The 24,567-nt window shown below is 33.7% G+C and carries 20 protein-coding genes; 12 read left to right on the plus strand and 8 right to left on the minus strand.

Annotation, left to right across the window (positions count from 1 at the left end):
• Position 1: 1 nt before the first annotated feature.
• The 5 genes from BGO27_01675 to BGO27_01695 all read left to right on the plus strand — a co-directional run bounded on the left by BGO27_01675 (position 2) and on the right by BGO27_01695 (position 3,860).
• On the plus strand, positions 2-568 hold the full coding sequence (locus BGO27_01675; protein OJV14191.1) for a hypothetical protein: 567 nt from the start codon (positions 2-4) through the stop codon (positions 566-568).
• The gene (locus BGO27_01680) at positions 558-1,373 is read left to right on the plus strand and encodes a chromosome partitioning protein ParA (protein OJV14192.1); all 816 of its coding nucleotides are present in this window, start codon (positions 558-560) and stop codon (positions 1,371-1,373) included. Before BGO27_01675 ends, BGO27_01680 begins: the two co-directional genes overlap by 11 nt.
• Positions 1,357-2,274 carry a hypothetical protein gene (locus BGO27_01685; GenBank protein OJV14193.1) on the plus strand — a complete coding sequence of 306 codons (918 nt, stop codon included), beginning with the start codon at positions 1,357-1,359 and terminating at the stop codon, positions 2,272-2,274. The genes BGO27_01680 and BGO27_01685 overlap by 17 nt, the downstream gene beginning before the upstream one ends.
• A gap of 1 nt (position 2,275) precedes the next feature.
• Positions 2,276-2,662, plus strand: a complete 387-nt coding sequence (locus tag BGO27_01690; GenBank protein OJV14194.1) for a holo-[acyl-carrier-protein] synthase — start codon at positions 2,276-2,278, stop codon at positions 2,660-2,662.
• A 127-nt stretch (positions 2,663-2,789) separates the two neighbouring features.
• Entirely contained in the window at positions 2,790-3,860 is a 1,071-nt protein-coding gene (locus BGO27_01695; GenBank protein OJV14195.1) for a hypothetical protein, read from the plus strand.
• A 44-nt stretch (positions 3,861-3,904) separates the two neighbouring features.
• Here the strand turns inward: BGO27_01695 and BGO27_01700 are convergent, their stop codons facing one another.
• The 8 genes from BGO27_01700 to BGO27_01735 form a co-directional block, all read right to left on the minus strand.
• The gene (locus BGO27_01700) at positions 3,905-4,930 is read right to left on the minus strand and encodes a hypothetical protein (GenBank protein ID OJV14196.1); all 1,026 of its coding nucleotides are present in this window, start codon (positions 4,928-4,930) and stop codon (positions 3,905-3,907) included.
• Positions 4,931-5,174: 244 nt separating this feature from the next.
• Complete coding sequence (locus tag BGO27_01705; GenBank protein OJV14197.1) at positions 5,175-5,531, minus strand: hypothetical protein; 357 nt, start codon at positions 5,529-5,531, stop codon at positions 5,175-5,177.
• Positions 5,532-5,545: 14 nt separating this feature from the next.
• The gene (locus tag BGO27_01710) at positions 5,546-6,103 is read right to left on the minus strand and encodes a hypothetical protein (GenBank protein ID OJV14198.1); all 558 of its coding nucleotides are present in this window, start codon (positions 6,101-6,103) and stop codon (positions 5,546-5,548) included.
• Between the two features lies 1 nt (position 6,104).
• A complete protein-coding gene (locus tag BGO27_01715) occupies positions 6,105-6,887 on the minus strand; it encodes a succinate dehydrogenase iron-sulfur subunit (GenBank protein ID OJV14199.1) in 783 nt (260 codons plus the stop codon).
• 55 nt (positions 6,888-6,942) lie between these two features.
• Positions 6,943-8,736: a succinate dehydrogenase flavoprotein subunit gene (locus BGO27_01720; GenBank protein ID OJV14200.1), complete on the minus strand. Its 1,794-nt coding sequence runs from the start codon at positions 8,734-8,736 to the stop codon at positions 6,943-6,945.
• Positions 8,737-8,740: 4 nt separating this feature from the next.
• A complete protein-coding gene (locus tag BGO27_01725) occupies positions 8,741-9,154 on the minus strand; it encodes a succinate dehydrogenase, hydrophobic membrane anchor protein (GenBank protein ID OJV14201.1) in 414 nt (137 codons plus the stop codon).
• Positions 9,155-9,163: 9 nt separating this feature from the next.
• Complete coding sequence (locus tag BGO27_01730) at positions 9,164-9,565, minus strand: succinate dehydrogenase, cytochrome b556 subunit (GenBank protein OJV14202.1); 402 nt, start codon at positions 9,563-9,565, stop codon at positions 9,164-9,166.
• A 108-nt stretch (positions 9,566-9,673) separates the two neighbouring features.
• The gene (locus BGO27_01735; GenBank protein ID OJV14203.1) at positions 9,674-10,951 is read right to left on the minus strand and encodes a hypothetical protein; all 1,278 of its coding nucleotides are present in this window, start codon (positions 10,949-10,951) and stop codon (positions 9,674-9,676) included.
• Between the two features lie 20 nt (positions 10,952-10,971).
• On the opposite strand from BGO27_01735, the gene BGO27_01740 reads away from it, so the two are divergent.
• From BGO27_01740 to BGO27_01770, 7 genes are all read left to right on the plus strand, one after another.
• Positions 10,972-11,772, plus strand: a complete 801-nt coding sequence (locus BGO27_01740; protein ID OJV14204.1) for a hypothetical protein — start codon at positions 10,972-10,974, stop codon at positions 11,770-11,772.
• A gap of 85 nt (positions 11,773-11,857) precedes the next feature.
• Positions 11,858-12,154, plus strand: a complete 297-nt coding sequence (locus tag BGO27_01745) for a hypothetical protein (protein OJV14205.1) — start codon at positions 11,858-11,860, stop codon at positions 12,152-12,154.
• 6 nt (positions 12,155-12,160) lie between these two features.
• Complete coding sequence (locus tag BGO27_01750; GenBank protein OJV14206.1) at positions 12,161-14,593, plus strand: type IV secretion system protein VirB4; 2,433 nt, start codon at positions 12,161-12,163, stop codon at positions 14,591-14,593.
• Between the two features lie 2 nt (positions 14,594-14,595).
• Positions 14,596-16,506, plus strand: a complete 1,911-nt coding sequence (locus BGO27_01755; protein OJV14207.1) for a hypothetical protein — start codon at positions 14,596-14,598, stop codon at positions 16,504-16,506.
• Between the two features lie 26 nt (positions 16,507-16,532).
• Entirely contained in the window at positions 16,533-20,174 is a 3,642-nt protein-coding gene (locus tag BGO27_01760) for a hypothetical protein (protein ID OJV14208.1), read from the plus strand.
• Positions 20,134-22,611 (plus strand): hypothetical protein, encoded by a 2,478-nt coding sequence (locus BGO27_01765; GenBank protein OJV14209.1) that lies wholly within the window; start codon positions 20,134-20,136, stop codon positions 22,609-22,611. Before BGO27_01760 ends, BGO27_01765 begins: the two co-directional genes overlap by 41 nt.
• The gene (locus BGO27_01770) at positions 22,608-24,557 is read left to right on the plus strand and encodes a hypothetical protein (protein OJV14210.1); all 1,950 of its coding nucleotides are present in this window, start codon (positions 22,608-22,610) and stop codon (positions 24,555-24,557) included. The genes BGO27_01765 and BGO27_01770 overlap by 4 nt, the downstream gene beginning before the upstream one ends.
• Positions 24,558-24,567 lie beyond the last annotated feature (10 nt).

Genomic DNA, 24,567 nt, shown 5'->3' on the forward strand with positions numbered 1-24,567 from the left:
TATGATAAATACTGTTCCACATGGAACTTTAAACAAAATAAATGAGTTTGTAGATATCGTTTTTAAATTTAACAATGCATACAGATTAGTGGGATCTTTAAACAAAGAAGAATTTAAAAAGTTCCACGTAGAACCAATTTTACTAATGGATAAGTTAATTGATTCTAATAAAATATATGACATTGGTTCAGGAAATGGTGTTCCTGGAATAATTGTTTATATAATAAAAAATGTAGAAATGACGCTTGTAGAAATTGACCGCAACAAAGCATACATATTGAGGGAAATTTCTAAAATGTTGGATCTGGGTATTAATGTTGAAAATAGCGACTACTCTAAGGTTGCGTATGATAAAAATTCTATAGTTCTATCTAAAGGATTGTTAAATGTAGAAGACTGCGTGAAGTTAATGGAAAAAGAAATATCAATAAAGAAAGCTATTTTAGTTAAAGGTAAAAAAGCCTTAGAAGAGAAAAATTCCTTGGAAAATCAGAATTTTACGGTTAATATAATAAAAACGTCCTTATACGAAACAAATTTTGTAGAAATTAATAGAAATGACTCTTAATAGAAATAAAGTAATTGCAATTGTGAACCAAAAAGGTGGAGTTGCTAAAACTACAACAGCAGTTAATCTTGCGACTTCTTTTGCAGCTATAGATCAAAAAACATTGGTTATAGATTTTGATTCTCAAGGTAATGCATCAACTGGTTTTGGTATAGATGCAATTTATAGAAAACAGAAAAATATCTACAAAGTGATAACTGGTCTTACCTCAATAAAAGATGCAATAATACCAACTTCAGTTCCTAAATTAGACATTATACCTGCTACAGTTGATTTAAGTGCAGCGGAAATTGATTTAATTGATTTTCCAGAGCGTGAATTTATTTTAAAAAAATGTCTTAATGAAATTATAAATGATTATGATAGAATAATCATAGACTGCCCCCCTTCTCTGGGTATTTCAACAATCAACGCATTGGCAGCGTGTGAAAGTGTAATTATACCACTTCAGTGTGAGTTTTATGCTCTCGAAGGTTTGGCGCATTTACTTAAAACTGTAGAAAAAGTAAAAAAAAGAATTAATCCTAATCTTGAGATATTAGGTGTACTTCTTACAATGTATGATAAAAGGAACAGGCTTACTGATGAAGTAGAAAAAGATGTTAGGTCATGCCTTAATGAGAAAGTTTTTAAAGTTGTAATTCCGCGTAATGTCAAAATAAGTGAAGCACCATCTCATGGAATTCCTGCGCTTATATATGATCACAGATCGTCAGGATCGCAAGCATATGCATTACTTGCAAGAGAGATTTTACAAAACGAAAAAAGTTTAGAAAAAGCAATGGAGTTTGAATATGAAGAATAGAACATTAGGTAAAGGTTTATCAGCGCTACTTGCTGATGATGAAAGTGATAATTTACAGATGCCTATATCTTCAGCCCAAAATTCAAAATCAATTACAGAGCTTGAAATTGAAAATCTAGTGCCTGGTAAGTATCAGCCAAGACACAATTTTAACGATGAAACAATTTATGAGTTATCATTATCTGTTAAAGACAAAGGAATTTTATCACCTATAATTGTAAGACAATTAAATGATAAATTTGAAATTATTGCTGGTGAAAGAAGATGGCGTGCAGCAAAAATGGCGGGACTTGAGACTGTTCCTGTGATTATAAAAAACGTTGAAGATAGCGTTGCTCTTGAAATTGCTATCTTAGAGAATTTACAACGTGAATCCCTCACCCCAATTGAAGAAGCGGCAGCATATAAAAAATTAGCAGAAGAGTTTAGTTATAGCCACGAACAACTTTCTAAAGCTGTGGGCAAAAGTAGAAGTCATGTTACAAACATGTTAAGACTTTTATCAATGGCGCCATTTGTGCAAAAAATGGTTGATGTTGGTGCTTTAACAGTAGGACATGCTAAAGTTATTATGCCCCTTTCCTTTGAAGAGCAAGAGGAAATAGCTAAAAAGGTAGGTACTGACGGTATGTCGGTAAGAGATCTTGAAGGATACTTAAGTAGCGGCAAAAATATGCGTTCTTCTCGGAAAGAATATTCAGGCAGAAAGGAAAAGGAATTTAATCAGTTTGAAGATGATAACCACCCTCTGGATGATGATTTAGATTACATACAAAAAAGTCTTTCTGAAAACCTGGGTATGAGAGTTATGGTTCAGGAAACTGGTGATGGTGGAAGAATGGTGATTCATTTTTCGTCACTTGAACAACTTGATAAATTAATCCAGCTTTTAAGTAATTAAAATGATTTACGGCTTAGGAAATGATGTTTTAGAAATAGATCGTTTCCTAAAAATTACTTCAAAATATACGGATGAGCAATTATTACGTATATTTACCCCAAAAGAAATAGAACTAGCAAATCAAAAACCTTTATATAAGAATAAATTCTTAGCAGGAAGATTTGCCGCAAAAGAAGCTTTTTCTAAGGCAGTTGGTACAGGTATAGGCGAGCATATTAAACTAAATGAAATAGAGACATTAAGGGACGATAAGGGCAAGCCATTTATAAAACTTCATAATCAAACAAAAATATATGCTGAAAATATTTTTCCTAGTTTATCTACGCATATCTCAATAACAAATACTGGAGATTTAGTATTTGTTACAGTTATTTTATCAAAAGTATAGTTGTTTCAATTTATAATTATTTTGACAAAGGTTAGTATTGTTATAACGTGAATATAAACCTAGTATTTAATTTAATTATTATATTAAAGCTAAGATATATTAACTTGAAAACCCAGGAGATAATAATATGAGCAAAAAATCAGATGAGCGTAAGAAACTAATAGATACCTTTCCATTGATTGACTTACCTTTTAATATTGCGATATTAAATTCAGTTTCTCATGTAAATAATCCTCTAAGATGGCCTAGCGTTCTGCTGGCTCTTCCTAAGTCATATAATGTTTTTAAGGTATTTAATGAAATTGGAAGTGCATTAAAAATATTAAGTGAAGAAGAAATCATTAAGCTAAGTTGTAATGAATTTGAAGATAATAATACCCATATAAGTACTATTATATGCAGTAAATTAGTTCGTAATTTAATAGATGATAAAGTTTTAAATAAAATGACAGACAATAGTAATGATAGATTTATTATTGCTTGTGCAAATCTACAATCATATTATTCAGTTCAATTTGCAAAAATTTCGCTAAAATATAAAGAAATGCAAAATCAAAAAGTGGATCTTTTAGAACTTGCAAAAATTAGAGATGAAATAAGAAATGTTTCAGATAAAATGGTAAATATTCTTTCGGCAATTCTTTCACAAAAAGTATGGAATAAAATCGAAATCGATAAAACAGATTTGAAAGCAGAAGAATTTTATAATTTAGTAGAAAATACATACGGCGAAAACTTTGCAAATCTTATGGCGTTTACTAGAAGAAATTCAGAAAAATATATAAGAAAAGATATTGAGGAAGAAAAAAGATTTGGAAAAATTTCAGGAAATCCGTTTTTGTCAAATTTTGAAAAACAGGGTATATCTATATCTGAAGTATATAGCGGGTACGTTGAAGATAATAAAGATAGATATTCTGAACTTAAAGAAGTTTTCAGCACTGAAAAATTAAAAACAAAGGCTGAAGAGTTTAGTAGAGTGAATAGAGAAAGAGCATTAACTTTTGCGGCTAAGGCTGGTTTCTATTTTAAAAATATTTTATTTCCTTTATATATGGTAAGAGATGAATTTGTAGGTATAGCTCCAGCTGAAAGTGATAAAAAATTTGAAGCAAATATAGTTTTGCCAGATTTAAATCCAAAAATTAGAGAAATGGTTGAAGAAAGAATGAATATTATACAATCTATACAAAAGTAAAAATAAAAGGGAGGAGGAATTACTTGCTCCTCCCTAAACCTTCATTACTTAGCTAAAGCCTCTGTATAGCTAACCTCAAGTTTTGTATCTTCTTTAAATATATTGTATAAACTAGATATAGTCTTTTTATTTTTTGTTATAATGCCTAATTCTCTTTGCACAGAAATGGCTTGATGCCATAAATTGCATGAACCTACATAAGCACGCGCGTTTGAGGTTTGTGGGTCAATTAAAACAGTTTTTGCATGTATATATAGTTTGTAGCTTGGTAAAAAATAAATTTTACCTCCTGCGTCAGAAATCAAAGTATGGTTTACACGGTTAAAATCCATTCCTCCAAATGGGGCAGCTGACATAATAACCTCAACTCTAACGCCTTCTTTCGCCTTTTTATTTAATAATAAGCCAATTTCAGGGTCTGAAAGATCCTGCATGTAAATATGAATCGATTTGTTGGCAGATTTAATTAATTCTTCTAGAATTTTTCTTTGTCCATTTGGCCCCAAAACAATGCCATGGTTTTTGAATAAAGCTGGTGCATTTTGATCATTTATTTCAGGTTTATCGTTAAAGTCATTATCAAATATTTCACGGTATTTTTGAACTAATTTAGGGGAGTCTTCAGAGATAATGAAGTTTCGAGAGTTATAATTTCCTTCATCAAAGTTTAAGGTAGAAATTAGTGACAATTTATCATCTATGTTAATAAATTTATAATGAGACAACAGATATTTATGATCTGCCAAATAACTAACAGATATTCCAGCTTTTAAAAGAATTTCTACTGCTTCATTATTTTGTGAATTGGCAAATGGTGGATGATAAAGGTCAGGTTTATGAAGAAGCACCCTTACCTTTATTCCTTTCCGATTTTTAGAAGATAATATATTGATAATCTCTTTATCTTCCAAACGATACATAGCAAAATCAATAGATTTTTCAGCTGAATTAAGAGCTTTTACAATTTGCTCTTTAGAATGATCGCTAGGGAAAATTAAAAGCTCTTCAGCTAGTGATTGATTCAATGTATTTAAACAAAATAGTAAAGCTAAAATAATAAATCTAAACATGACATATATTCCTAGATAAGTTATATGGGATTTTTCATAGCATAAATATTGCGTATAGGAAAGTAGGTTATTTAACATTTATATAACAATGAATATTATATAAATTATGACCAGGGGGCGAGTTTTTTGAAAAAAACGAGGGGAATAATTTATATCTTCGATTCAAGCCCCCTATTCTTTATTGAAGAAAAAATTACTTCCCGGGGGTGGTCAGTCATTTTTTGATTTTAAATATAACATTTCATTACTCAGGCATTTCATCGCCAAGAATTTTGCCGCCTATAATGTGCACATGAAAATGAAACACGGTTTGACCGCTATCTTTACCAGTATTTGCAACTATCCTGTACCCATTGGGTAGATCTAACATATCTACAGTTTTTCTAACAGATTTAAAGAAATTACCTATATATTCTGGGTCATTGCCAGCGCAAAACTCATGAAATGAAACGGCTTCAACCTTAGGAATTACTAAAACATGAACGGGTGCTTTCGGTTCAAGCGTATAAAATGATAAAACATAGTCATCTTCATATACTTTTTTACAAGGAAGTTCTTTTCTAAGTATTTTGGCAAATACATTATTAGGGTCGTACAGCATATAATTACCTTTCTCTAGATATCTTTGTAATAGAAAATACCTCCAATATATTTTCCGTCAACAAATTCATATCTGTCTAAAGATCCCCACTTAATAAAGCCATATGCTTCATAAAGTTTAATTGCAGCGCTTCTAGTAGATCTTACGCTTACTTTCATCATAGAAAAGCCTAAATATCTTGCCTCTTCTTCTACGGCTTCTAAAAGCTTTCTTGCGATACCATGACCTCTTGCCCACGGCGCTACGAAGTGATTATCAACAGAGCAAGCAAAAGCCATTGTTTCATATGAAGGATGCTGCTTTAACATCTGTATTGAGCCTGCAATAAGACCGTTATAATATGCAATGAACAGTGTTCTTTCCGGTATAGCCAAAACACCAGTAAAGTACTGAGCAATAGAGTCTGTGTCATAGCTATATCTTCTTGAGAAACCAATATTAAAGCCGTTATTATGCTTGATAGTCTCTAAAGTTGCCTCACATAATTCATGCATGGATTTTTTATCAAGTTTTGTTGCTTTTGCAACCTCTATTGAAGCTGCATTTGTAGAACTTATAGCTTGAGATAACACCCTAACCCTTCCTTTCTACCATCATTTGCTTAATATTACCTATTGCTTCAGCCGGATTTAAGCCTTTAGGGCAGGTATTTGCACAGTTCATAATAGTGTGGCATCTGTAAAGTTTAAATGGATCTTCTAACTGATCTAAACGTTCACCTGTAGCATCATCACGTGAATCTGCAAGCCATCTATATGCCTGAAGTAATATAGCAGGACCTAAATATTTATCACCATTCCACCAGTAGCTTGGGCAGCTTGTAGAACAGCAAGCGCAAAGGATACATTCATAAAGACCGTCAAGTTTAGCTCTATCTTCAGGTGATTGTAGTCTTTCTTTGTTTGTCTGAACAGGCGTATCAGATTTAAGCCATGGTTCAATTGATTTATGCTGAGCATAAAAATGACTAAGATCAGGTACTAAGTCTTTGATTACTGGCATATGAGGGAGCGGATATATATTAATATCACCTTTAATATCATCAATAGATTTAGTACAAGCGAGAGTATTTGTACCATCAATATTCATTGCGCAGCTTCCGCAAATACCTTCCCTGCAAGACCTTCTAAAAGTCAGTGAGCTATCTTCTTCACCTTTAAGCTTGATAAGCGCATCAAGTACCATAGGACCGCATTTTTCAAGGTCTAACTCAAATGTGTCAACTGATGGATTTTCTCCTTTATCTGGATCATATCTGTAAATATTGACTTTTTTAACTTTAGAAGCTTTGTAGTTAAGCTTATGAGCCTTTCCCTTTTTAACTTTAGAATTTTTAGGTAATGCCAGTTCAACCATTTTTAATAACCTATTTTGTATGTATTACATATTTATTATAAAATTATTCTTTGTTTTAATAAACTCTTTTCTTAGGAGGTACAACTTTAGCTTCGTCAGTAAGAGTTTGCATGATAACAGGTCTGTAATCAATTGTGGTTTTCCCTTTATCGTCAATATGACAAAGAGTATGTTTCATCCAGTTTTGGTCGTCTCTGTCAGGGTAATCTTCTCTTGCATGCGCACCCCTGCTCTCTTTACGATTATAAGCGCTGTGCATTGTAATAACAGCCTGAGATCTTAAATTATCAAGCTCTAAAGCTTCAATAAGGTCAGAGTTCCAAATGAGTGACCTGTCTGCAATTTTTAAACTTTCAAATTTGTTGAAGGTTTGATCAATTTTCTCACAGCCTTCTTTTAGGCTTTCTTCAGTTCTAAATACCGCAGCATGGTTTTGCATTACTCTTTGCATCTCAAGTCTTAGTTCGGCTGTTGAAGTAGTGCCGTTTGCATTTCTGATTTTATCAAGTCTTGCTACTGCAAAGTCACCATCGTTTTGCTTAAATGGTGCATGTTTTGTTCCAGGTTTTACTAGTTCTTTTGCGCGGTGAGCTGCTGCTCTTCCAAATACTACTAAATCTAAAAGTGAGTTTGATCCTAAACGATTTGCACCATGCACTGATACGCATGCTGCTTCACCTATTGCCATAAGACCGTTTACAACATGGTTAGGATCATTAGCTTTTGGATTTAATACTTCTGTTTTATAATTTGTTGGTACGCCGCCCATATTATAGTGTACTGTAGGAAGTACAGGAATTGGCTGTTTTGTTACATCAACGCCTGCGAAGATCTTAGCTGTTTCAGAAATACCAGGAAGTCTCTCATGAATGATATTGCTATCTAAGTGATCGAGATGTAAATAAATGTGGTCTTTGTTAGTACCGCAGCCTCTTCCCTCTCTTATTTCAACTGTCATTGCCCTGCTTACTACGTCACGCGATGCTAAGTCTTTTACAGATGGAGCGTATCTTTCCATAAATCTTTCACCATTTGCATTTACCAAATAACCACCCTCGCCCCTTACGCCTTCAGTTATAAGGCAACCTGCGCCATATACTCCTGTTGGATGGAACTGAACAAATTCCATATCCTGAAGTGGTATTCCTGCTCTGGTACACATTGCATTACCATCGCCTGTACAAGTATGAGCAGATGTTGCAGAAAAATATGCTCTTCCATATCCGCCCGTAGCTAAGGCTACAATATGACCTTTGAAACGGTGTAAAGTCCCATCAGCTAAATTTAATGCAACTACCCCTTTGCAATCACCTTTCTCATCCATAATTAAATCAATAGCAAAATACTCAATGAAGAATTCAGCGTTAAATTTAAGGGATTGTTGGTATAATGTATGTAAAATAGCGTGTCCTGTTCTATCAGCTGCTGCACATGTTCTTTGTGCAGGCTTACCCTCACCATACTGAGTTGTCATTCCGCCAAATGGACGTTGATAAATTTTACCTTCTTTGGTACGTGAAAACGGTACGCCATAATGCTCAAGTTCAATAATCGCAGGAATTGCTTCTTGGCACATATATTGGATTGCATCCTGGTCACCTAGCCAGTCAGATCCTTTAATAGTATCATACATATGCCAGCGCCAGTCGTCTTCACCCATATTGCCAAGAGCCGCTGAAATACCGCCTTGAGCTGCAACTGTGTGGCTTCTGGTTGGGAAAACCTTACTTATACAGGCAGTTTTGAGACCAGCTTCAGCCATACCAAATGTAGCTCTAAGCCCTGCCCCGCCAGCACCTACAACTACTACATCAAATTCGTGATCAATAAATTTATACGCTTGTGTCATAATACTAACTCAATAAAGTTGTTTGTAGGAAAAATTTAATATGGATGCTTATAATGCTAACCACAGCTATAGCCATTGTAAGATAGCAAGATAAGTACAAAACCATAAAAGAAAGTGTTTTTGTCTTTTCTGAGTAGACATAATCTTCAATTATTACCTTTACGCCTAGCATACCGTGATATAAACCCACTACCGCAAAATAAATAGCAAAAATAGTATTGATCGGTCTTGAGATAAAGCCAAATATTGAAACCCCATCTAGTTGAGGATAAATATATATTGAATATACAGCCCAAATTACAGCTGGAATTAGTAACAATGCACTAAAACGCTGATGGATGTAATGATTGGTGCCAGATTTGACGCTACCTAAATTTCGAGCTTTTGCTATATCAGATTTAAATTCATTTAATGCCATTGATGCTACCTAAAATAAGTATGGATAAGATAAAAATGCTGTAATAAGTATGCTTAAAGCTATAACAATACTGCCAGTACAGGTAGCAAGTTTGATATTGTAGCCGTATCCAGCATCCCATGCTAAATGTCTAATGCCATTTAAAAAATGATAACTTGTTGAAAATAGTACGCCTACTAAGCATGCTTTAAATGTATAGCATAGCCAGGTGCATTCCCTTAGCATCTCATCAATGTTTGTTGCTGAATAGCTACAATATAACATAACAGCAAGTAACCATATAAGTCCTATTAGAGATATATATAATGCAAAGCCTGTTATGCGGTGAAATATAGAGGTTATTGAAGAAATTTGGGGTTTATAAATTGATATGTGCGGCGAGAGAGGTCTATTGGAAATTCCATTAGTCATTCGTGTTACCTAAAATTAAATTTATAAAACAAAGATTAACCTTGAGTTGCGCTAAAGTCAATAATATATAGTAAGGTTAGGTAATATTAATCTGTAAAGAACTAAGTGCTACTTATCCTGATTATTCATGTTCAGTTCGATAGGAATGCCTGATTGTGCAGGAGCAAAGTAATTGCCTTGTAAATAGTTACATCCAAGCTCGATTAACGTTTTAGTTATATTGCCATTTTCAACGTATTCAGCAATAGTTTTAATACCCAGTTTATGGCACATGTCAATAAAGGCTGATACTAATATGACGTTATCGGATGCTGACGCTAGATCTTTAATAAATGATCCGTCAATTTTAACGTAATCAGCAGATAAAGCCTTAATTTGTCTGAACGACGTATAACCTGCCCCAAAATCATCTATAGCAACTCTGCAGCCTAAATTCTGAAGCTGAGCTACAAACATCGCTGCCTTACCAAGGTTCTTAATAACAGATGTTTCAGTAATCTCTACTATAAGCCGTGGTAATACTTTCTGATGTAAATTTAAATAAGATAAAATGTTTTCAAAAGCAGCTTCGCTTTCAAAGCTTAAACTTGAAATATTAAAACCCATACATAATTCTGAGTGCTTATATAGCATATCAATAGTCATTTCCATGGATATATTGTCTATCAAATTGATAAATCCATATTTTTCAGCAGTAGTTATGTAAGGTCCGATTGAAATTAGCTCGCCCTTATCATTCTTAAGTCTTAATAAAGCTTCGTAATAATGAATGTCACCTGTAATGCTGTCCACTATAGGCTGAAAAGCTAAACTATAATTTTTAAAATGTAATGATTTATGAACAAAGTTTGCTTGCTGTATTTCTTTTTGTAGTTCTTGCCTTATAGCTAGTACCTGTTTGAAACTACAAAAATTTTCCTGAGAGTTTTTAGCGTGATCAAGTGCTATAATACATTTGTTTATTACATCCTGAGAATATTGATTATCTTCGTAGTTAGTGTGATAAAACCCTATAACTGAATGGAAGTAAAAATGAGCGTTATTTTTATTAAAACCAAACTCATGCATTTTAGCAAATATCTCGTATGCAATAGATAAAATTTCTTTATCATCTTTATACTCATTAATAATGCACAAGTAGTGGTTATGGTTTATAACCTCGACTCTCAAAGAATCAGTCTGAATAGCAACACCTAAATTTTCCACCATTTTATAGGTGTCCTGATTTCCATATAAAAATAAAAGGTTATTGAAGTTTTTAATTTCAACAAGAAAATAACAAGAACGTTTGTTAAATTTGATATTTTGATCTATAATATCAAGTATTCTAGAGGCATAAAAATCTGTGATTGTATGATAAGTCTTGGGATTAATTTTTTTATCCATTTAAAGTAACCAATAAACCAATGAATTATAGCCACAAATATCATGCGGGTAATTTTGCAGACATAGTAAAGCATTATACCCTAATTAGTACAATAGAGTATTACAAAAATAAAAATAAACCAATCATTTTTTTTGATAGTCATGCAGGTTACGGATTATATGATCTAAATTCACCTGAGGCAAATCGTAGTGGTGAAGCGAGCTTTGGTGTTAAAAGTGTGTTTGATAAATTAGAAGAAACAGCTCCAGTTTACTATAATATTATAAAAAATTATAACGAAAATAAGTTACGTTATTATCCAGGATCATCTTTAATAATAAGTCATTTGATGAGAGAAATTGACAGGGCTTTTTTTATTGATAGTCATAAACCAGCCATAGATAATTTAATACAATATAAGAAGCCAAATATCATTTTACATAATAGAGACGGTTTTGAAGCTATAAAGGCTTTGTTACCAACCACAGAAAAAAGGGGTGTCATTATTATTGATCCTGCTTTTGAAAAACATAAAGATTTTGAAAGTATAAAGTCATCGGTTAGTTATCTTCTTAAATCATTCAGTAACAGCACTATTATTATATGGTATCCAGTTAAAGAAATTGATATAAAAGACGAATTAATAAAAATTACCGAGACTAATAAAAAACAATATTTAAACATCAGAACAAAAATTATGCATCCTGATTTTCAATTTGGAATGAATTTGTGTGATACTTTTGTCATAAATCCAACTATGCATTTAAAAAATGATATGACAAATTTAAAGGAAACGTTAATCAATTGCTTCTATGATTTAGACATCAAAGGAAATTGTTAACTCATATTTCTATATAGTTCAATTGTTTATTGAAATGTATAGAGAATAGGTTTATTATAATATTAATAAATAAATTTTGGTAGATATGTCTGAAGGGAAAATAGAAAGTGATCCTCTTTTTGTAGGCTTAACACGTCCACCTATGCTTGGTGGCGTGCCTCAAACATATTTAGTAGTGAATGTTATGGTTGGGGTTTTGATGTTCATTAACTTTGAAGCTAAAATCAAGTCAATGATTGCCATGGCACTTGCGCATTTAGTTGGGTATTTAATTTCTTTTAGAGAACCAAGGTTTATGGATTTGTTTTTTGTTAAAACGCAAAAATGCAATAAATGTAGAAATAAATTGTTTCATGGGGCTAATTCCTATGATCCATATTAAAATGGTATGTTAATGTTTAACATGTTCACAAAAAAATCTAAATATTCAAAATATGCAGATCGTGAAACATCTATGCAGGAATTTATACCTTATAAATGTCACTGGAATAGAAAGACATTGCTTACTAAAAAAGATGAAATGATCCAGGTGATAAAAATTAATGGATTTTCTTTTGAAACAGCTGACGATGAAGATCTGGATATTAAAAAGAATGTTAGAAATATGCTTTTCAAAGGTTTGGCTACAGGTAACCTTGCATTATATTTTCATATTGTTAGAAGAAAGCAAAGTGTTTATACGGCTAAAGAAGAAGCTATAGATCCAAACATTAAGCTTGAAGAAGATTTTTCTACTTATGTAGATAAAGAATGGAAAAAGAAGACCCAAAACCAACACGCTTTTACAAATGACTTATATATTACTGTTATAAGAAAAGCAGATACAAAAGGTGCTGCTATTATTGAGCATTTATTCAAAAGTGTTCAGCAAAAAACCGATAAAAAAGCCTGGGAACGCAATATGCGTGAATTCTATGAGCAATTAGAAGAAGCAGTGAGCAGGGTGGTTACAAGTTTAAGTGAATATAGTCCAAAAGTTTTAAGTATTGTTGAAACACCAGAAGGTACGTATTCAGAAATTTTAGAGTTTATGTCTAAAATTATTAACTGGTCATGGACAGAAGATGAGAAAGTTCATGTTCCTACTTCAAGAATTGATAGGTACTTAGGAAAAGTTAGGCATTTCTTTGGTGCAAAGTCTATAGAGTTAAGAGGCCCTCATTCAAGTAAATATGCTGGAATGATAAGTATTAAGGAATATGGCCCTAAAACATCTGCAGGACTTTTAGATGGCTTTTTACAAATGCCATTTGAATTTGTAATAACTCAGTCATTTTATTTCATTAACAGGCAGGTTGCTATTGAAAGTATGCAAATGCAGCAAAATCGTATGGCAAACTCTGGAGATAAAGCTGTATCACAAATCGCAGAAATTACAGATGCATTAGATATGGCAATGAGTGGAAACATAGGATTTGGTGAGCATCACTTATCTGTTATGTGTATAGAAGACTCTATAAAGCTTCTTGATAATGCTATTGCTATGGCAGTTGTTGAGCTATCTAATACAGGTATGATGGCTGTACGTGAAAAAATGAATATGGAGCCAGCATTTTGGGCGCAATTACCAGGTAACTATGATTTTGTAGCTAGAAAATCCCAGATAAATACATTAAACTTATCAGGGTTTAATTCAATGCATAATTATCCTGTTGGCAAAAAATACGGTAATCATTGGGGTGAATATGTTACAGTGCTAGACACCACATCAGGAACCCCTTACTATTTTAATTTCCATTTAAGAGATGTAGGGCATACTTTAATAATAGGACCTACAGGGGCTGGTAAAACTGTTCTTATGAACTTTTTATGCGCTCAGGCACAAAAGTATAAATGCCGCATGTTCTTTTTTGATAAAGATAGAGGTGCTGAGATTTTTATCAGAGCTTTGGGCGGCGTATATAATATGATTAATAGCGGTACAAAATGTAACTTTAATCCATGTCAGCTACCAGATAGCCCTGCAAACAGGAACTTTTTAATTGAACTTATAAAATTACTGGTGACAACTAATAATGAACAACTTTCTGCTGAGGATATAGCTTTGATCAGCGATGCTGTTAATGGCAATTATAAATTAAAGCCTGAAGATCGCAGACTTTCAAATATAGCGCCATTCCTAGGGATAGCTTCGCCTGGGAGCATAGCCTCAAGGCTTACAATGTGGTATGGCTCAGGAAATAGAGCGCAGGTATTTGATAATGATACGGATAGCCTGAATTTTGATAATTCAAAAATATTTGGCTTTGAAATGGGAGAGCTTTTGAAAGATTCTTTATGCTTATCTCCAATACTCACATATTTATTTCATAGAATTAATATATCACTCGACGGTACGCCAACAATGATTGTGCTTGATGAAGCATGGGCATTAATTGATAATCCTGTATTTGCCCCTAAAATTAAAGACTGGCTAAAGGTACTCAGAAAACTAAATACGTTTGTTATATTTGCTACTCAAAGTGTTGAGGATGCTAGTAAAAGCCAAATTAGCGATACACTTATACAGCAAACAGCGACTCAAATATTCCTTCCAAATTTAAAAGCAACTGAAGTTTACAGAACTTCATTTATGCTGTCCGCAAGGGAATTTACACTCATTAAAACAACAGATCCAAGTAGCCGTTATTTCCTAGTTAAACAAGGAAATGATGCGGTGGTAGCAAGGATAAATTTAGCAGGTATGACAAATATTATAAATGTTTTGTCGGGAAGATCGGATACAGTATTATTACTTGATGAAATAAGAAATGAAGTCGGAAATGATCCGAAAAAATGGTTACCAATATTTTATGAAAGAGTAGGCAAGAAAGCAGGGTAAATATGTTTAAATTTATTACAACAATATTTTTGATTTTATCAATTAGTTTCTCAGCCTTTGCTGAAGATGATGGCAGACTGGATGGAGTATTCGATATTCCAAACGAAAGAAAGGATGACTCGTGTATTCAAATGTATTCTTTTGACAGGCTAATCAATATATTAGCAACTCTTGGTATATATTACTGGTTTTCTAATGATTTTAGAATGATACATCCAGAGGGTGAGACTGAAACATCGTGTACTAATCCAGTAAAAAACGGTGATGATATTTCAGAAGAAGATCGTGAGGGTATTAAATATGTCTATATTCCTTCATTTTTTGGTCTGTTTGATGTTGGTCCAGTTTATAAGCCGAATGGTAAGGGTTTAAAAGATGGTGAAACAATAAGCCACGGTCTCATCTCTTTAAGAGGTAAAAATGTTGGTGATATGCTTTGTGTTCAATGGGCCATGACACTTGGGTACAGAACAGTTGGTTGTAAATATAGACAGATGCCAAAATATGAAGGTTCAGGGGGTGGAAAATGTTATGTGAGTACCCAGCTATGTTCTAATCGTGTTCTTGAAGATTCTAAGTCATTTTTACCAGTAACAGCACCACTTGTCGAGTGCGTGCATCAGGCAGTCAAAACTTTTTTCCTTGGTGATGGAACGGAAAATTGTAAAACAGCTTTAGCGGCATTTCAGGAAAATTTAAGAAATATTGTGATGATGCTTCTTACATTATATATAATATTTTTTGGTATAAAATTAACACTGGTTAGAGAGGTTAGCAAAGGAGAGGCGTTTTTATTCCTGATGAAAATGCTACTTGTAATATATTTCTCTGTTGGATTTAGAACAAGTGGTGGATATAGTCATGGTGTAGAAGAAATCTTTAATTTCTTTATAGGCGCTGCTATACAATTATCGCAAATAGCCGTGACCGCTGGAAATGAGGGCGGTTTGTGTATGTATCCAATGGAAAGCTATTCCAATAAAATGATTATGGCGTGGGATTACTTAGATTGTAGAATGGGATATTATCTCGGTATTAATTCGGTAGCAAGAACAGGCGCTAATATATTAGGATCAATTGCAACTTTATTAGGTTTAATGTTCAACCCGTTATTCTTATTAATCGCATTAATTACATTGCTATTTGCATGTTTCTTTATAGGAATAATAATTCACGTTGTACATTCGTTTATGATATCTCTTATTGTGATAACTATAATAACATTCTTAGCACCTATATTTGTACCTATGGCGCTATTTAATCAAACCAAACAAATGTATGAGGGCTGGCTGAAAACTTTAATAGGAAACACGGTTCAGCCGATTATTTTAATGTCATTTCTAGCATTCATGTTTGCAATTATGGATGATATTATTTTTCCAACTCCAGGTTGTAAGTGGCAGCAGGCAAATGATCAAAGCACAACGATGACAAACTTTATGAATACTATGTTTGGCAGCAGTATGGGCAATAGAACCTGGACAATGTGGGAACTGAAAATCAATGATGAGGCTACCTCACAAGAGCAAGCAGATTGTAAAACAAGTTTTGGGTTTTTAATGCAATGTATTGGATCTAGTGGTACCGAGGGCTGTCCTAAAGATGATGAATTTTGGCAAGCATGTGCTAATGCAATGGATAGTGTCTTGCAGTCATTGCTATTTATGTTCCTATTCTTCTTCTTTATAGGAATGGTAGAGTCAATCGCTGCCGATATTTCTGGTGTACAATCTATGGGTGGAGCCGTAAGTCCGATGGCATTATTTAATAAAGCTATGGAATATACGCAACAAGCCGCAGGTAAAGGTGCTGCCAAGGTATCTAAAGCTATACAGAGTAAAACTAGCAGAGGCGGTGGTAAAGGAGGTGGTGCTGGAGGAGCTGGCGGCGCTGGTGGTGGTGGCACACCATAAAAGTTGGTTATTAGATTTAGGAAGGAATGCAATATATAGAGAAAGTTATGCTAAAAGTAATAGATAATATATTTAGGAAAAATATGATAGCAATGATAGCAGTATTGCTGCTATCGGGGTGCTATCCACCGATTCCTTTTATGGAGACATGGTGCATTCCGCCTATTACTGATGAAGATTTTGATGATGGTGGGAAAGTTAAGACAAGTACACAGGTTGGTCATACTATACAGGCTAACGGTGTTTATAATTATGGAACCACAACTGTTTATGATGATCAGGGCAGACCTTACGAAATAAGCATTCCTCAAGTCAGTGATCCAATTTTTTATACAACCCCCGGTGTAGAGGCCGCTGCCAAAACTAATATAACAATAAAAAATATTATCGGTCAGTATTATAAAGGACCAAGTCATTTTATTGCCCCTAAAAACGGTAATTATCAAAAAGCTGTTGCTACAGGAGAATTCGATACTTCTTCGGGTAAATATATTGGTAAAAAATTTAGAATCAAAAATGGTCAAGCTTTTGATGTTGTAGATGACAAGGGTCAATGTGTCTATGTTCATGGTCTTAAAACAGATCCAGAGGCATCTGATAAAATATTAATTACGATTTCTCCTGCAGATAAAACATACTATGATGATGCTAGTAAAATTAATAGTATGACCACAAAACTTAATATATCCAAAAAATGGGTAGAAAGAGATAAACTAGATGAAGATGCTAAAAACCACGGTTTAGAAGGTCAGGAAGATAAATGGTATAAGCAAAAGCTTGCTAGCAAAATATATTTTAGAGTGGGAGCTGTACAGCATAAAATTGTAGGATACGGTAACGTTCCCAATCCTATTGGCGAAGAAGATGAAAAAAATAATGAAGCCGATATGAATATGGAATATAGCCAGACTAGAGAGAAAACGGCATTCGTGGATGGATGTTTAGGACTTGAAGTTGCAGCTGATAAAGAAAATGATGGTGAAGTAGATGTTAACATATTTGTCCAGGTTTATAAGTCAAAAGTAGGGTCTGGAATAGTTGAGCTACCATTATCTATGATGGTTGTGAAGTGTTCCACACCAGAGGGATGTAATCCAAATTATGACTTAAGTCAGGCTGCATTTGTAAAAGACTTCGGTAGGGTAGTTGAAAATGTACCGTATGATGTAGAGCAGGGTGGCAAAATGTGGTTTAAGATAGATGTACCTGCAAGTGAAATGAAAGAATATAATGGCTATCTAAACATCAATTTTGAAACAGAAAAATGGCAAGGTGCGCAGGTAATTTATTTGCCGATTATTAAGGTAATTAAAGAAAAATCATCAAATGCCATGACTAAAATATATCGAGATTTAATGGTCAATACTCATTTAGTGAAAATAGTACAACTATCCCTAATGATATGGCTGAGTTTAAAGCTTATCAAATTTGTTATGGGTACTGATAAACTGGGTGCTAATGAAATGGTTACAGCGATAGTGAAATTTAGTATCGCCATGATGTTTGTTTCTGAATCGGGTTATCAATTTTTAAACGTAACAGTTTTTAATGCGCTTATAGGATTGCCTGAAGCAATCATATCAAAAATGGATATGAGTAATTTAGGATATAGTTTTATCACCAGGGTTCAAAATGAAGACGTTATGAATCCTTTCACATTTATGGATAATATTTTGGCATTAATATTTAATATCAACGTTATAATCAGATTCATATTCTTAGGTTTAAGTCCAGGCGGTATATTAGTTGTAGCTGTTGTTTTGATGACAGTGTTTATGATACTAAGAGGTTTTGTTAAAGCTTTCTTTATATATGTCTTTGCAATAATGATGATTAGGTTCTTATTAGGTATATCTCCATTTTTTGCACCGCTTATTGTTTGGGAAAATCAAACAGTGAAAAGCGTAGCAGAAAGATACTGGAGTGTAATCTTTAGATTTGCTATGGAGCCAGTGATTTTAGTTATAGGGTTAATGGTTATAGCTTCTATAATTATAATCATGCTTAAAGCCTATGTATTTAATTTGCAGCTCTGCTTTAAATGTATGGTTCCGATTAGGCTTGATCTTGGTCCATTTAATTACATACCGCTAATTTCAGAAATTACACATGCATTATGCTTGTGGGGCTTTATGCCGTGGGGTGTTGATAATCTTGGTAGCATCCATGATACCGGTTTCTCATTTAATCCATTTAGCGGTAGTCTAGGTATGCAGATCATGATGGTAAGGATGCTTTTCCCTGCTATTGGATTATTAATTTTAGCTAAGGTTTATGAAGGTTATATAGACTTCTCAAGTACCCTTGGAAATATGCTTGGATTCCAGTACCTGTCTGGTGGTATGGGGCAAATGGGTTCTAAAACTAATACAGGATCTGGTGCTTTTGGTGCTGCAGGAGCAATATTAGGTGGCGTTTCAATGGCTAAAGGACTTATCGGAAAAGGCGTCGGTATGGCTGGTAAAGCAGTAAGAGATAAAATTGAAGACCGCATGGATAAAAATAAAGAAGAGAAAAGAATTAGCAAGGAACATGCAGCAAAAATTGCTGATATTAAAAATGATATGAGCGTAATGAACGCAGATTTGCAAAATGTTGATAATAGAATTAATCAAATTGCAAATAATGCGAAACATACCAATCCTGCAGGTGTAGGAGCAACTAACCCGATGAAAGATGGGGTTATTAGCGTCCTTAATAAAGATGCTCGTGGGGAGATTACCAACCTATCAGATAATATTGCAGGTGTAAATAACAGTAACAACCTTACATCTAATGAACTTAGAGCGCTCGCAGGAGAGCATTTAGAAAGACTTGAACTTGCGAGTAATAAAAATTTACTCCATATGAAAGAGCAAATGGAGGATTTAAATAATCTTATAGCTCTAAACGCAGGTGGTAGTGCAGCTAAAACTGCGTTGCTGCATGATAAAACAGAAGAAGTTAAAGATAATATTGATACATTATTGAATCAGCAGCTTATGGTAAATGAACAGTCAAGAGAACTGAATACAAAAATGCTTGAACACGACAGAGCAGAAATTGAAAGACTTAAATTTGAGAAAGTTGTGTCACCTGATAAAGCAGATTTTTGTGATCAGCAACTTGAACGTCTTAATGATTCTATAAATATGTACAATCATTATAATGCGCAGTTAGAGCATATTAATAATACTCTGGCTGATTTCCAAAACAATGTGAATGGATCGTTTACAGATATTATTAATTCAGCTTCAAATATTAGTAAGGCCGATGCTGAAGATAAATTAACAGGTATTAATAATGCTCTTAATGATATTTATAATATGCAAAATGATGGTAGAAGCACAATACATGATAAGGTCAATAGCTTCTTCGATGCATATGAGCAAGAAACTCATACAAAAGAAGACTCTATGTCAGAAATTGAGAAAGATTTATGGGGTATATTTAATACTGGCGCAGGTATTGACGTATTTGACGAAGCGGCGTTTGACAATTCATTTGATACAAAATTTAAAGAGCTTGCTAGGTTACATAATTTACCTGAAGCTGATAGAGATATTCAGGAAGCAGGTTATAGACAAAAAGCTAAATTTGCATGGAAATTACATTTAAGAGATAGCGGTGTTGCAAACGTTTTATTTGATGTTAATGAAACCAGATGGCTTAATGATATGGGTATATAAGATGTTAAGAATGATAGAGAATATTAAAAAATTATTTTTGCAATCTACCCAGAAGATAATTATTGTTGCTGCGTCCTTACTTGTTTTTTCATGTGATAGTAACGAGTGTTTTTATAGACCTGGGACAGCTCCATATAAAGAGTCATATCAAATAGTCAGGGCAGATGGTATCAGAGTTCCAATGGGTAGTCATGGAAATTATGGTAGAATTGGTTATGAAGATGTTGAGTATAATATTTTAACAGGTCTTCCCGAAGATAAATACACCAGGGGGCAATGGCAGGATGTATCGCCCATAGCTAAGGATAAGAATATAAAAATTTCTGTAACTGGTGACGTTTACCTTGAAAAAATTGAACAATTTGTAGAAGTATCATTTCAGGGAACGTCTGCAACTGAGGTTGATATAAATGGTAAGGATCTTATAGTAGCGAAAGATGATCTAATTATTATAACAAAAGATCATTCTGGAACTATGAATTTTAAATCTGTGGCAGGATTTGATTCAAATTATAAGAATAGGGTTATAAATTCTGATAGTTCTATTAATCTACCTTCGGACAATACCTCAGCTGGTAGTTTTATTAAAAATCTTGTAAATACCAGAGGTAACGATACCGATCAAAAAATTATCAGCATGTACGGATTTTGTAGAGAAAAATATTTAGATCAAACATCTGCTACAATACAAAGCTATTTTGCAAAGCCCAGAGTATATCCACAGCAAACATCGGAAACTTTGCTAAACTGTTTCCATTATGATGGAAGGGGTGTTCAGATATCAATGAACAATAATACTGTACTTAAAGATAGTAAGCTGCCATTTAGTTCGACTGGTGCATTTGTGCCGTCTGATATGTTGTCTGATCCAGAAAAAATTAATAATGCAGAAAAGACGTTTTACCCATTTGACTATTCTATTGATAAAGATCCCATGATTTTTGAAGTAATTAAAATTAAAAATAATCAGGAAGGCAAATTAAGAATTGTACTGGACAAAAGCTTTTTTGCTGGTGCTGCTGAAGATGGATATATAGGGGGGTATAGATTTAAAATTACCCGATATACCTCTATCAACAAGAACGGGCAAAGAATGCATTTAGCTCTGGCAGATCCTGGTTTGGATATTAGTAACTGGACTCTTGATGAAGTAAGTAATAATAGCTCGGTAATACTTCGTCCTCCAATTGTAAATTCTGATAGTTTTATTGCTCCCAAAAACGGTAAATTATGGGCAAGAATTTTTGACAATAATTACAATGATAATTTAGATCAGTACTATCTGACGTTACAACAAGAGTCAGGTATAAATACCTGGAAAGGCGTATTTAATAATTTTGTAACCCCGCTGAAAAGAAAGTTATATAAGACTGTTGAATCTACTTATGCCAGAACGGTTACTAATAAAAGCTTCCAAACAATTGTAAAGCTCATGATGATTCTCTCGCTGATACTATACATACTTTCCTTCTTATTGGGGTTTGTAAGAGAGTCTCAGGAAGAGTTTATGAAAAAGCTTTTAAAACTTGGGATAGTATCAATATTAATAAGCGATTCTTCATGGAATTTCTTTAATAATCATTTATTTATGCTTTTTGAACACGGTACTGATCAATTGCTAAGTATAAGCGGTGCTTTGGGTAAGACTGCAGGTCCATTCGACTGGATGGATAATATGATGTATCTGTTTCTTAATGATTATCTAGGAATAAGACTTGCGTCATTGCTTGTTGTGGGACCGTTTGGTATAGTAATGATTATAGTGATGCTATACGGCGTATTGTGCTTACTTATGATTACAGTTAGAGTATTCTTGATATATTGTTTGATGATGATATGTACAGCTTTCCTGATATCGCTTTCACCAATATTTATAGCATGCTTATTGTTTAAAAGAACCACTACTTTATTTAATCAATGGTGGCAGCTTACAGGTTATTTTGCTTTTGCACCATTTCTTATCATCATTGGTGCAGTAGTAATAGTTTATATTATTGACAGTTTTGCCGACAGAATTTTGGGTAATCAAATCTGCTGGAATGATACAATGTACATTTATATTTATATATTTGGATTCATTAAAATTAAAATTGCCACATTAAGATGGCTTGTACCAGATCCTATGAAGTATGGATTTAGTCCTGTTGAATTTGCAATAGGTGGTTCGGCTGATACGAGTTCTGCTTTAAGTGCGGTTGTAATGATGCTGAAACTAGTAGCCGATATGATAGTGTTCCTGATGCTTGTTAAATTGATTGAGCATTACGTAAGAAACGCTGAAAAATTAGTAGCTATGATGATGGGTATTCACCAAAGTGCAGCTGGTGCTTCGGCTGTTATGGACAGAATTATAGGGGTGGGTAAATCTATTGCAGCAGCGGTAATGACTGGTGGTAAAAGTGCTTTAATGCAAACTTTCTCGAGTAAGAAGAAATGATAGATAGAGTATTACATAGTTTTAAAATTTTATTGGTACTGTTTAGTTACCTATTTCTTACATCATGTGTGAATCCTACCGAATTTAAATGTATTCCTGCAGATAGTTTTGGTAATTTAAAGAACTTTGCAATTAATTCAAGCTTGAAATTTATTAACCCAGGTTTTGGTTCAAATGCCTATGAAATAGGGCAGTGGTATGACACAGGTGAATTAGTAAGCGGTATAAATAACTTAGTTGTAGTAGTCAATAATTCCGATAAATCTATTTTGTCGCATTGGAATAATCGCTTTACACAACATACTAAGGGAGCGGGATTATACATGCTTATTGCTGACCCAAAAAACCCTCATCCAAATAAAGATTATAGAAGCAATCTAAATCCTGCACAGTATGAAGGAAATTTTGTATACTCTCTGCACTGTGATGGCAGTTCATGCCCATCTGATAAAGGAGAGCCTGCAGGTGGTATAATTATAGAAAATACTGAAGAACTAGCAGGCAAAAAAATATATTTTAAAATTCTAGATACTGATTATTCAGATAATAGCGGTTATTATCAGGTTACAATTAGATCGGGGCTTTATAAAAGTGCTAATGATCCTATTACAAAATTAGTATTACTGGTGAAAGAAAGGGTCACAAGAGCCATGAAAAGGCTTTATGAAGGCGTGATCAATAATATAATTTTCCAAGGCATAGTCAAAGTATCATTGGTGGGGTATATAGCCTTCCAGTGTATTTTGTTTGTTATGGGACTTATAAGAGGATCTTTAGGCGAGTTTATTATTATACTTTCTAAGCTAGGAATTATCCTCACTTTAATAAGTCCAACAGCTTACAATCAATTGTACGATTTATTTGTAAATGTATTTATAGGAGGTCTTGAACAGCTGACGGCAATAGTATCAGGATATTCAGGTAATACAGCTGGGGGTATATTTGGAGATATTTTACAGTCCGTTGCTAATGACGATATATTTAATAAGCTTGTAGGTCTTGTATATGCTAACTTTGGAATGGGGTTATTGCTGTTTATACTGTACATTATAGTACTTACAGTACTTGCGTGTTCTGTAATTTACTGTGCTTTCTTATATATATTGTCTATAATGTCTATAGCCTTCATGATTTCTATAGCACCATTTATTATGCCATTTATCTTGTTTAAGAAAACAAATGAGATTTATGAAAATTATATGAAGGTTCTAACATCTTCAATGCTGCAAGTTGTTATTGTAGTTTCATTTTATGCATTTTTCCGTGACGTTGCTATGAATTATTTCCAACGAAACTTAGGTTACAGAGTTTGCTGGGAAACTGTAGTGGACTTAGGAATACTTAAGTTCTATAACTGGAAGGTTAATATTGAAAATACTGTTGCTAAGATAGATGTACCAGGTAATTTTATAAATTCAGATGGTAAAATATGTCAGCCCTATATGTGTCAGGCATACAGATATGTGAACCTGCCATATTTAGTACCTGCGCCTGACAAGGTTCCTGAGGAAGCTAATGGCGGCAGTTTTAAAAACCTGACCCAAGAACAGATGGATGACTATTTTATATCAAGTTATGAGAATGATCAGAAGCTTATAGACCATTTCTTTGAAGAGCATGGTCCAACTACAGAAGAAGCAGGGATGCTTATAGCAGTTGTTGTATTATTCTTCTTTACTGGGTTTATGATTTCACCGATTGCTAAGATTCTTTCTAACATGCCGTTCAGCTGGGGTAGCGGAGGAACTGCTCTTGATCAGGCAGATGGAATGGCCAATAAGATTGGTGGTGGCGTAAGGGATAAACTCTTTAACGCGACTTTAACTACGGTTCAAGAAGGCACAAAACTAGGCGTTAAAACAGCTACAAATGTTCCAAAATATACCTACAGAGGCGCTAAAGCACTTGGTCAGGCGATTAAGAAGAAAATAGATGAAAGTAAATAAACTTTATAAA

Source organism: Alphaproteobacteria bacterium 33-17, assembly GCA_001897445.1.
Lineage (GTDB): Bacteria > Pseudomonadota > Alphaproteobacteria > Rickettsiales > 33-17 > 33-17.

Excerpts from the sequence above, each read along its gene's own strand:
- BGO27_01675 (OJV14191.1), top strand. The coding sequence starts at position 2 with ATGATAAATACTGTTCCACATGGAACTTTAAACAAAATAAATGAGTTT.
- BGO27_01680 (OJV14192.1), top strand. The coding sequence starts at position 558 with ATGACTCTTAATAGAAATAAAGTAATTGCAATTGTGAACCAAAAAGGT.
- BGO27_01690 (OJV14194.1), top strand. The coding sequence starts at position 2,276 with ATGATTTACGGCTTAGGAAATGATGTTTTAGAAATAGATCGTTTCCTA.
- BGO27_01695 (OJV14195.1), top strand. The coding sequence starts at position 2,790 with ATGAGCAAAAAATCAGATGAGCGTAAGAAACTAATAGATACCTTTCCA.
- BGO27_01700 (OJV14196.1), bottom strand. The coding sequence starts at position 4,930 with ATGTTTAGATTTATTATTTTAGCTTTACTATTTTGTTTAAATACATTG.
- BGO27_01705 (OJV14197.1), bottom strand. The coding sequence starts at position 5,531 with ATGCTGTACGACCCTAATAATGTATTTGCCAAAATACTTAGAAAAGAA.
- BGO27_01715 (OJV14199.1), bottom strand. The coding sequence starts at position 6,887 with ATGGTTGAACTGGCATTACCTAAAAATTCTAAAGTTAAAAAGGGAAAG.
- BGO27_01720 (OJV14200.1), bottom strand. The coding sequence starts at position 8,736 with ATGACACAAGCGTATAAATTTATTGATCACGAATTTGATGTAGTAGTT.
- BGO27_01725 (OJV14201.1), bottom strand. The coding sequence starts at position 9,154 with ATGGCATTAAATGAATTTAAATCTGATATAGCAAAAGCTCGAAATTTA.
- BGO27_01730 (OJV14202.1), bottom strand. The coding sequence starts at position 9,565 with ATGACTAATGGAATTTCCAATAGACCTCTCTCGCCGCACATATCAATT.
- BGO27_01735 (OJV14203.1), bottom strand. The coding sequence starts at position 10,951 with ATGGATAAAAAAATTAATCCCAAGACTTATCATACAATCACAGATTTT.
- BGO27_01740 (OJV14204.1), top strand. The coding sequence starts at position 10,972 with ATGAATTATAGCCACAAATATCATGCGGGTAATTTTGCAGACATAGTA.
- BGO27_01745 (OJV14205.1), top strand. The coding sequence starts at position 11,858 with ATGTCTGAAGGGAAAATAGAAAGTGATCCTCTTTTTGTAGGCTTAACA.
- BGO27_01750 (OJV14206.1), top strand. The coding sequence starts at position 12,161 with ATGTTAATGTTTAACATGTTCACAAAAAAATCTAAATATTCAAAATAT.
- BGO27_01755 (OJV14207.1), top strand. The coding sequence starts at position 14,596 with ATGTTTAAATTTATTACAACAATATTTTTGATTTTATCAATTAGTTTC.
- BGO27_01760 (OJV14208.1), top strand. The coding sequence starts at position 16,533 with ATGCAATATATAGAGAAAGTTATGCTAAAAGTAATAGATAATATATTT.
- BGO27_01765 (OJV14209.1), top strand. The coding sequence starts at position 20,134 with ATGTTAATGAAACCAGATGGCTTAATGATATGGGTATATAAGATGTTA.
- BGO27_01770 (OJV14210.1), top strand. The coding sequence starts at position 22,608 with ATGATAGATAGAGTATTACATAGTTTTAAAATTTTATTGGTACTGTTT.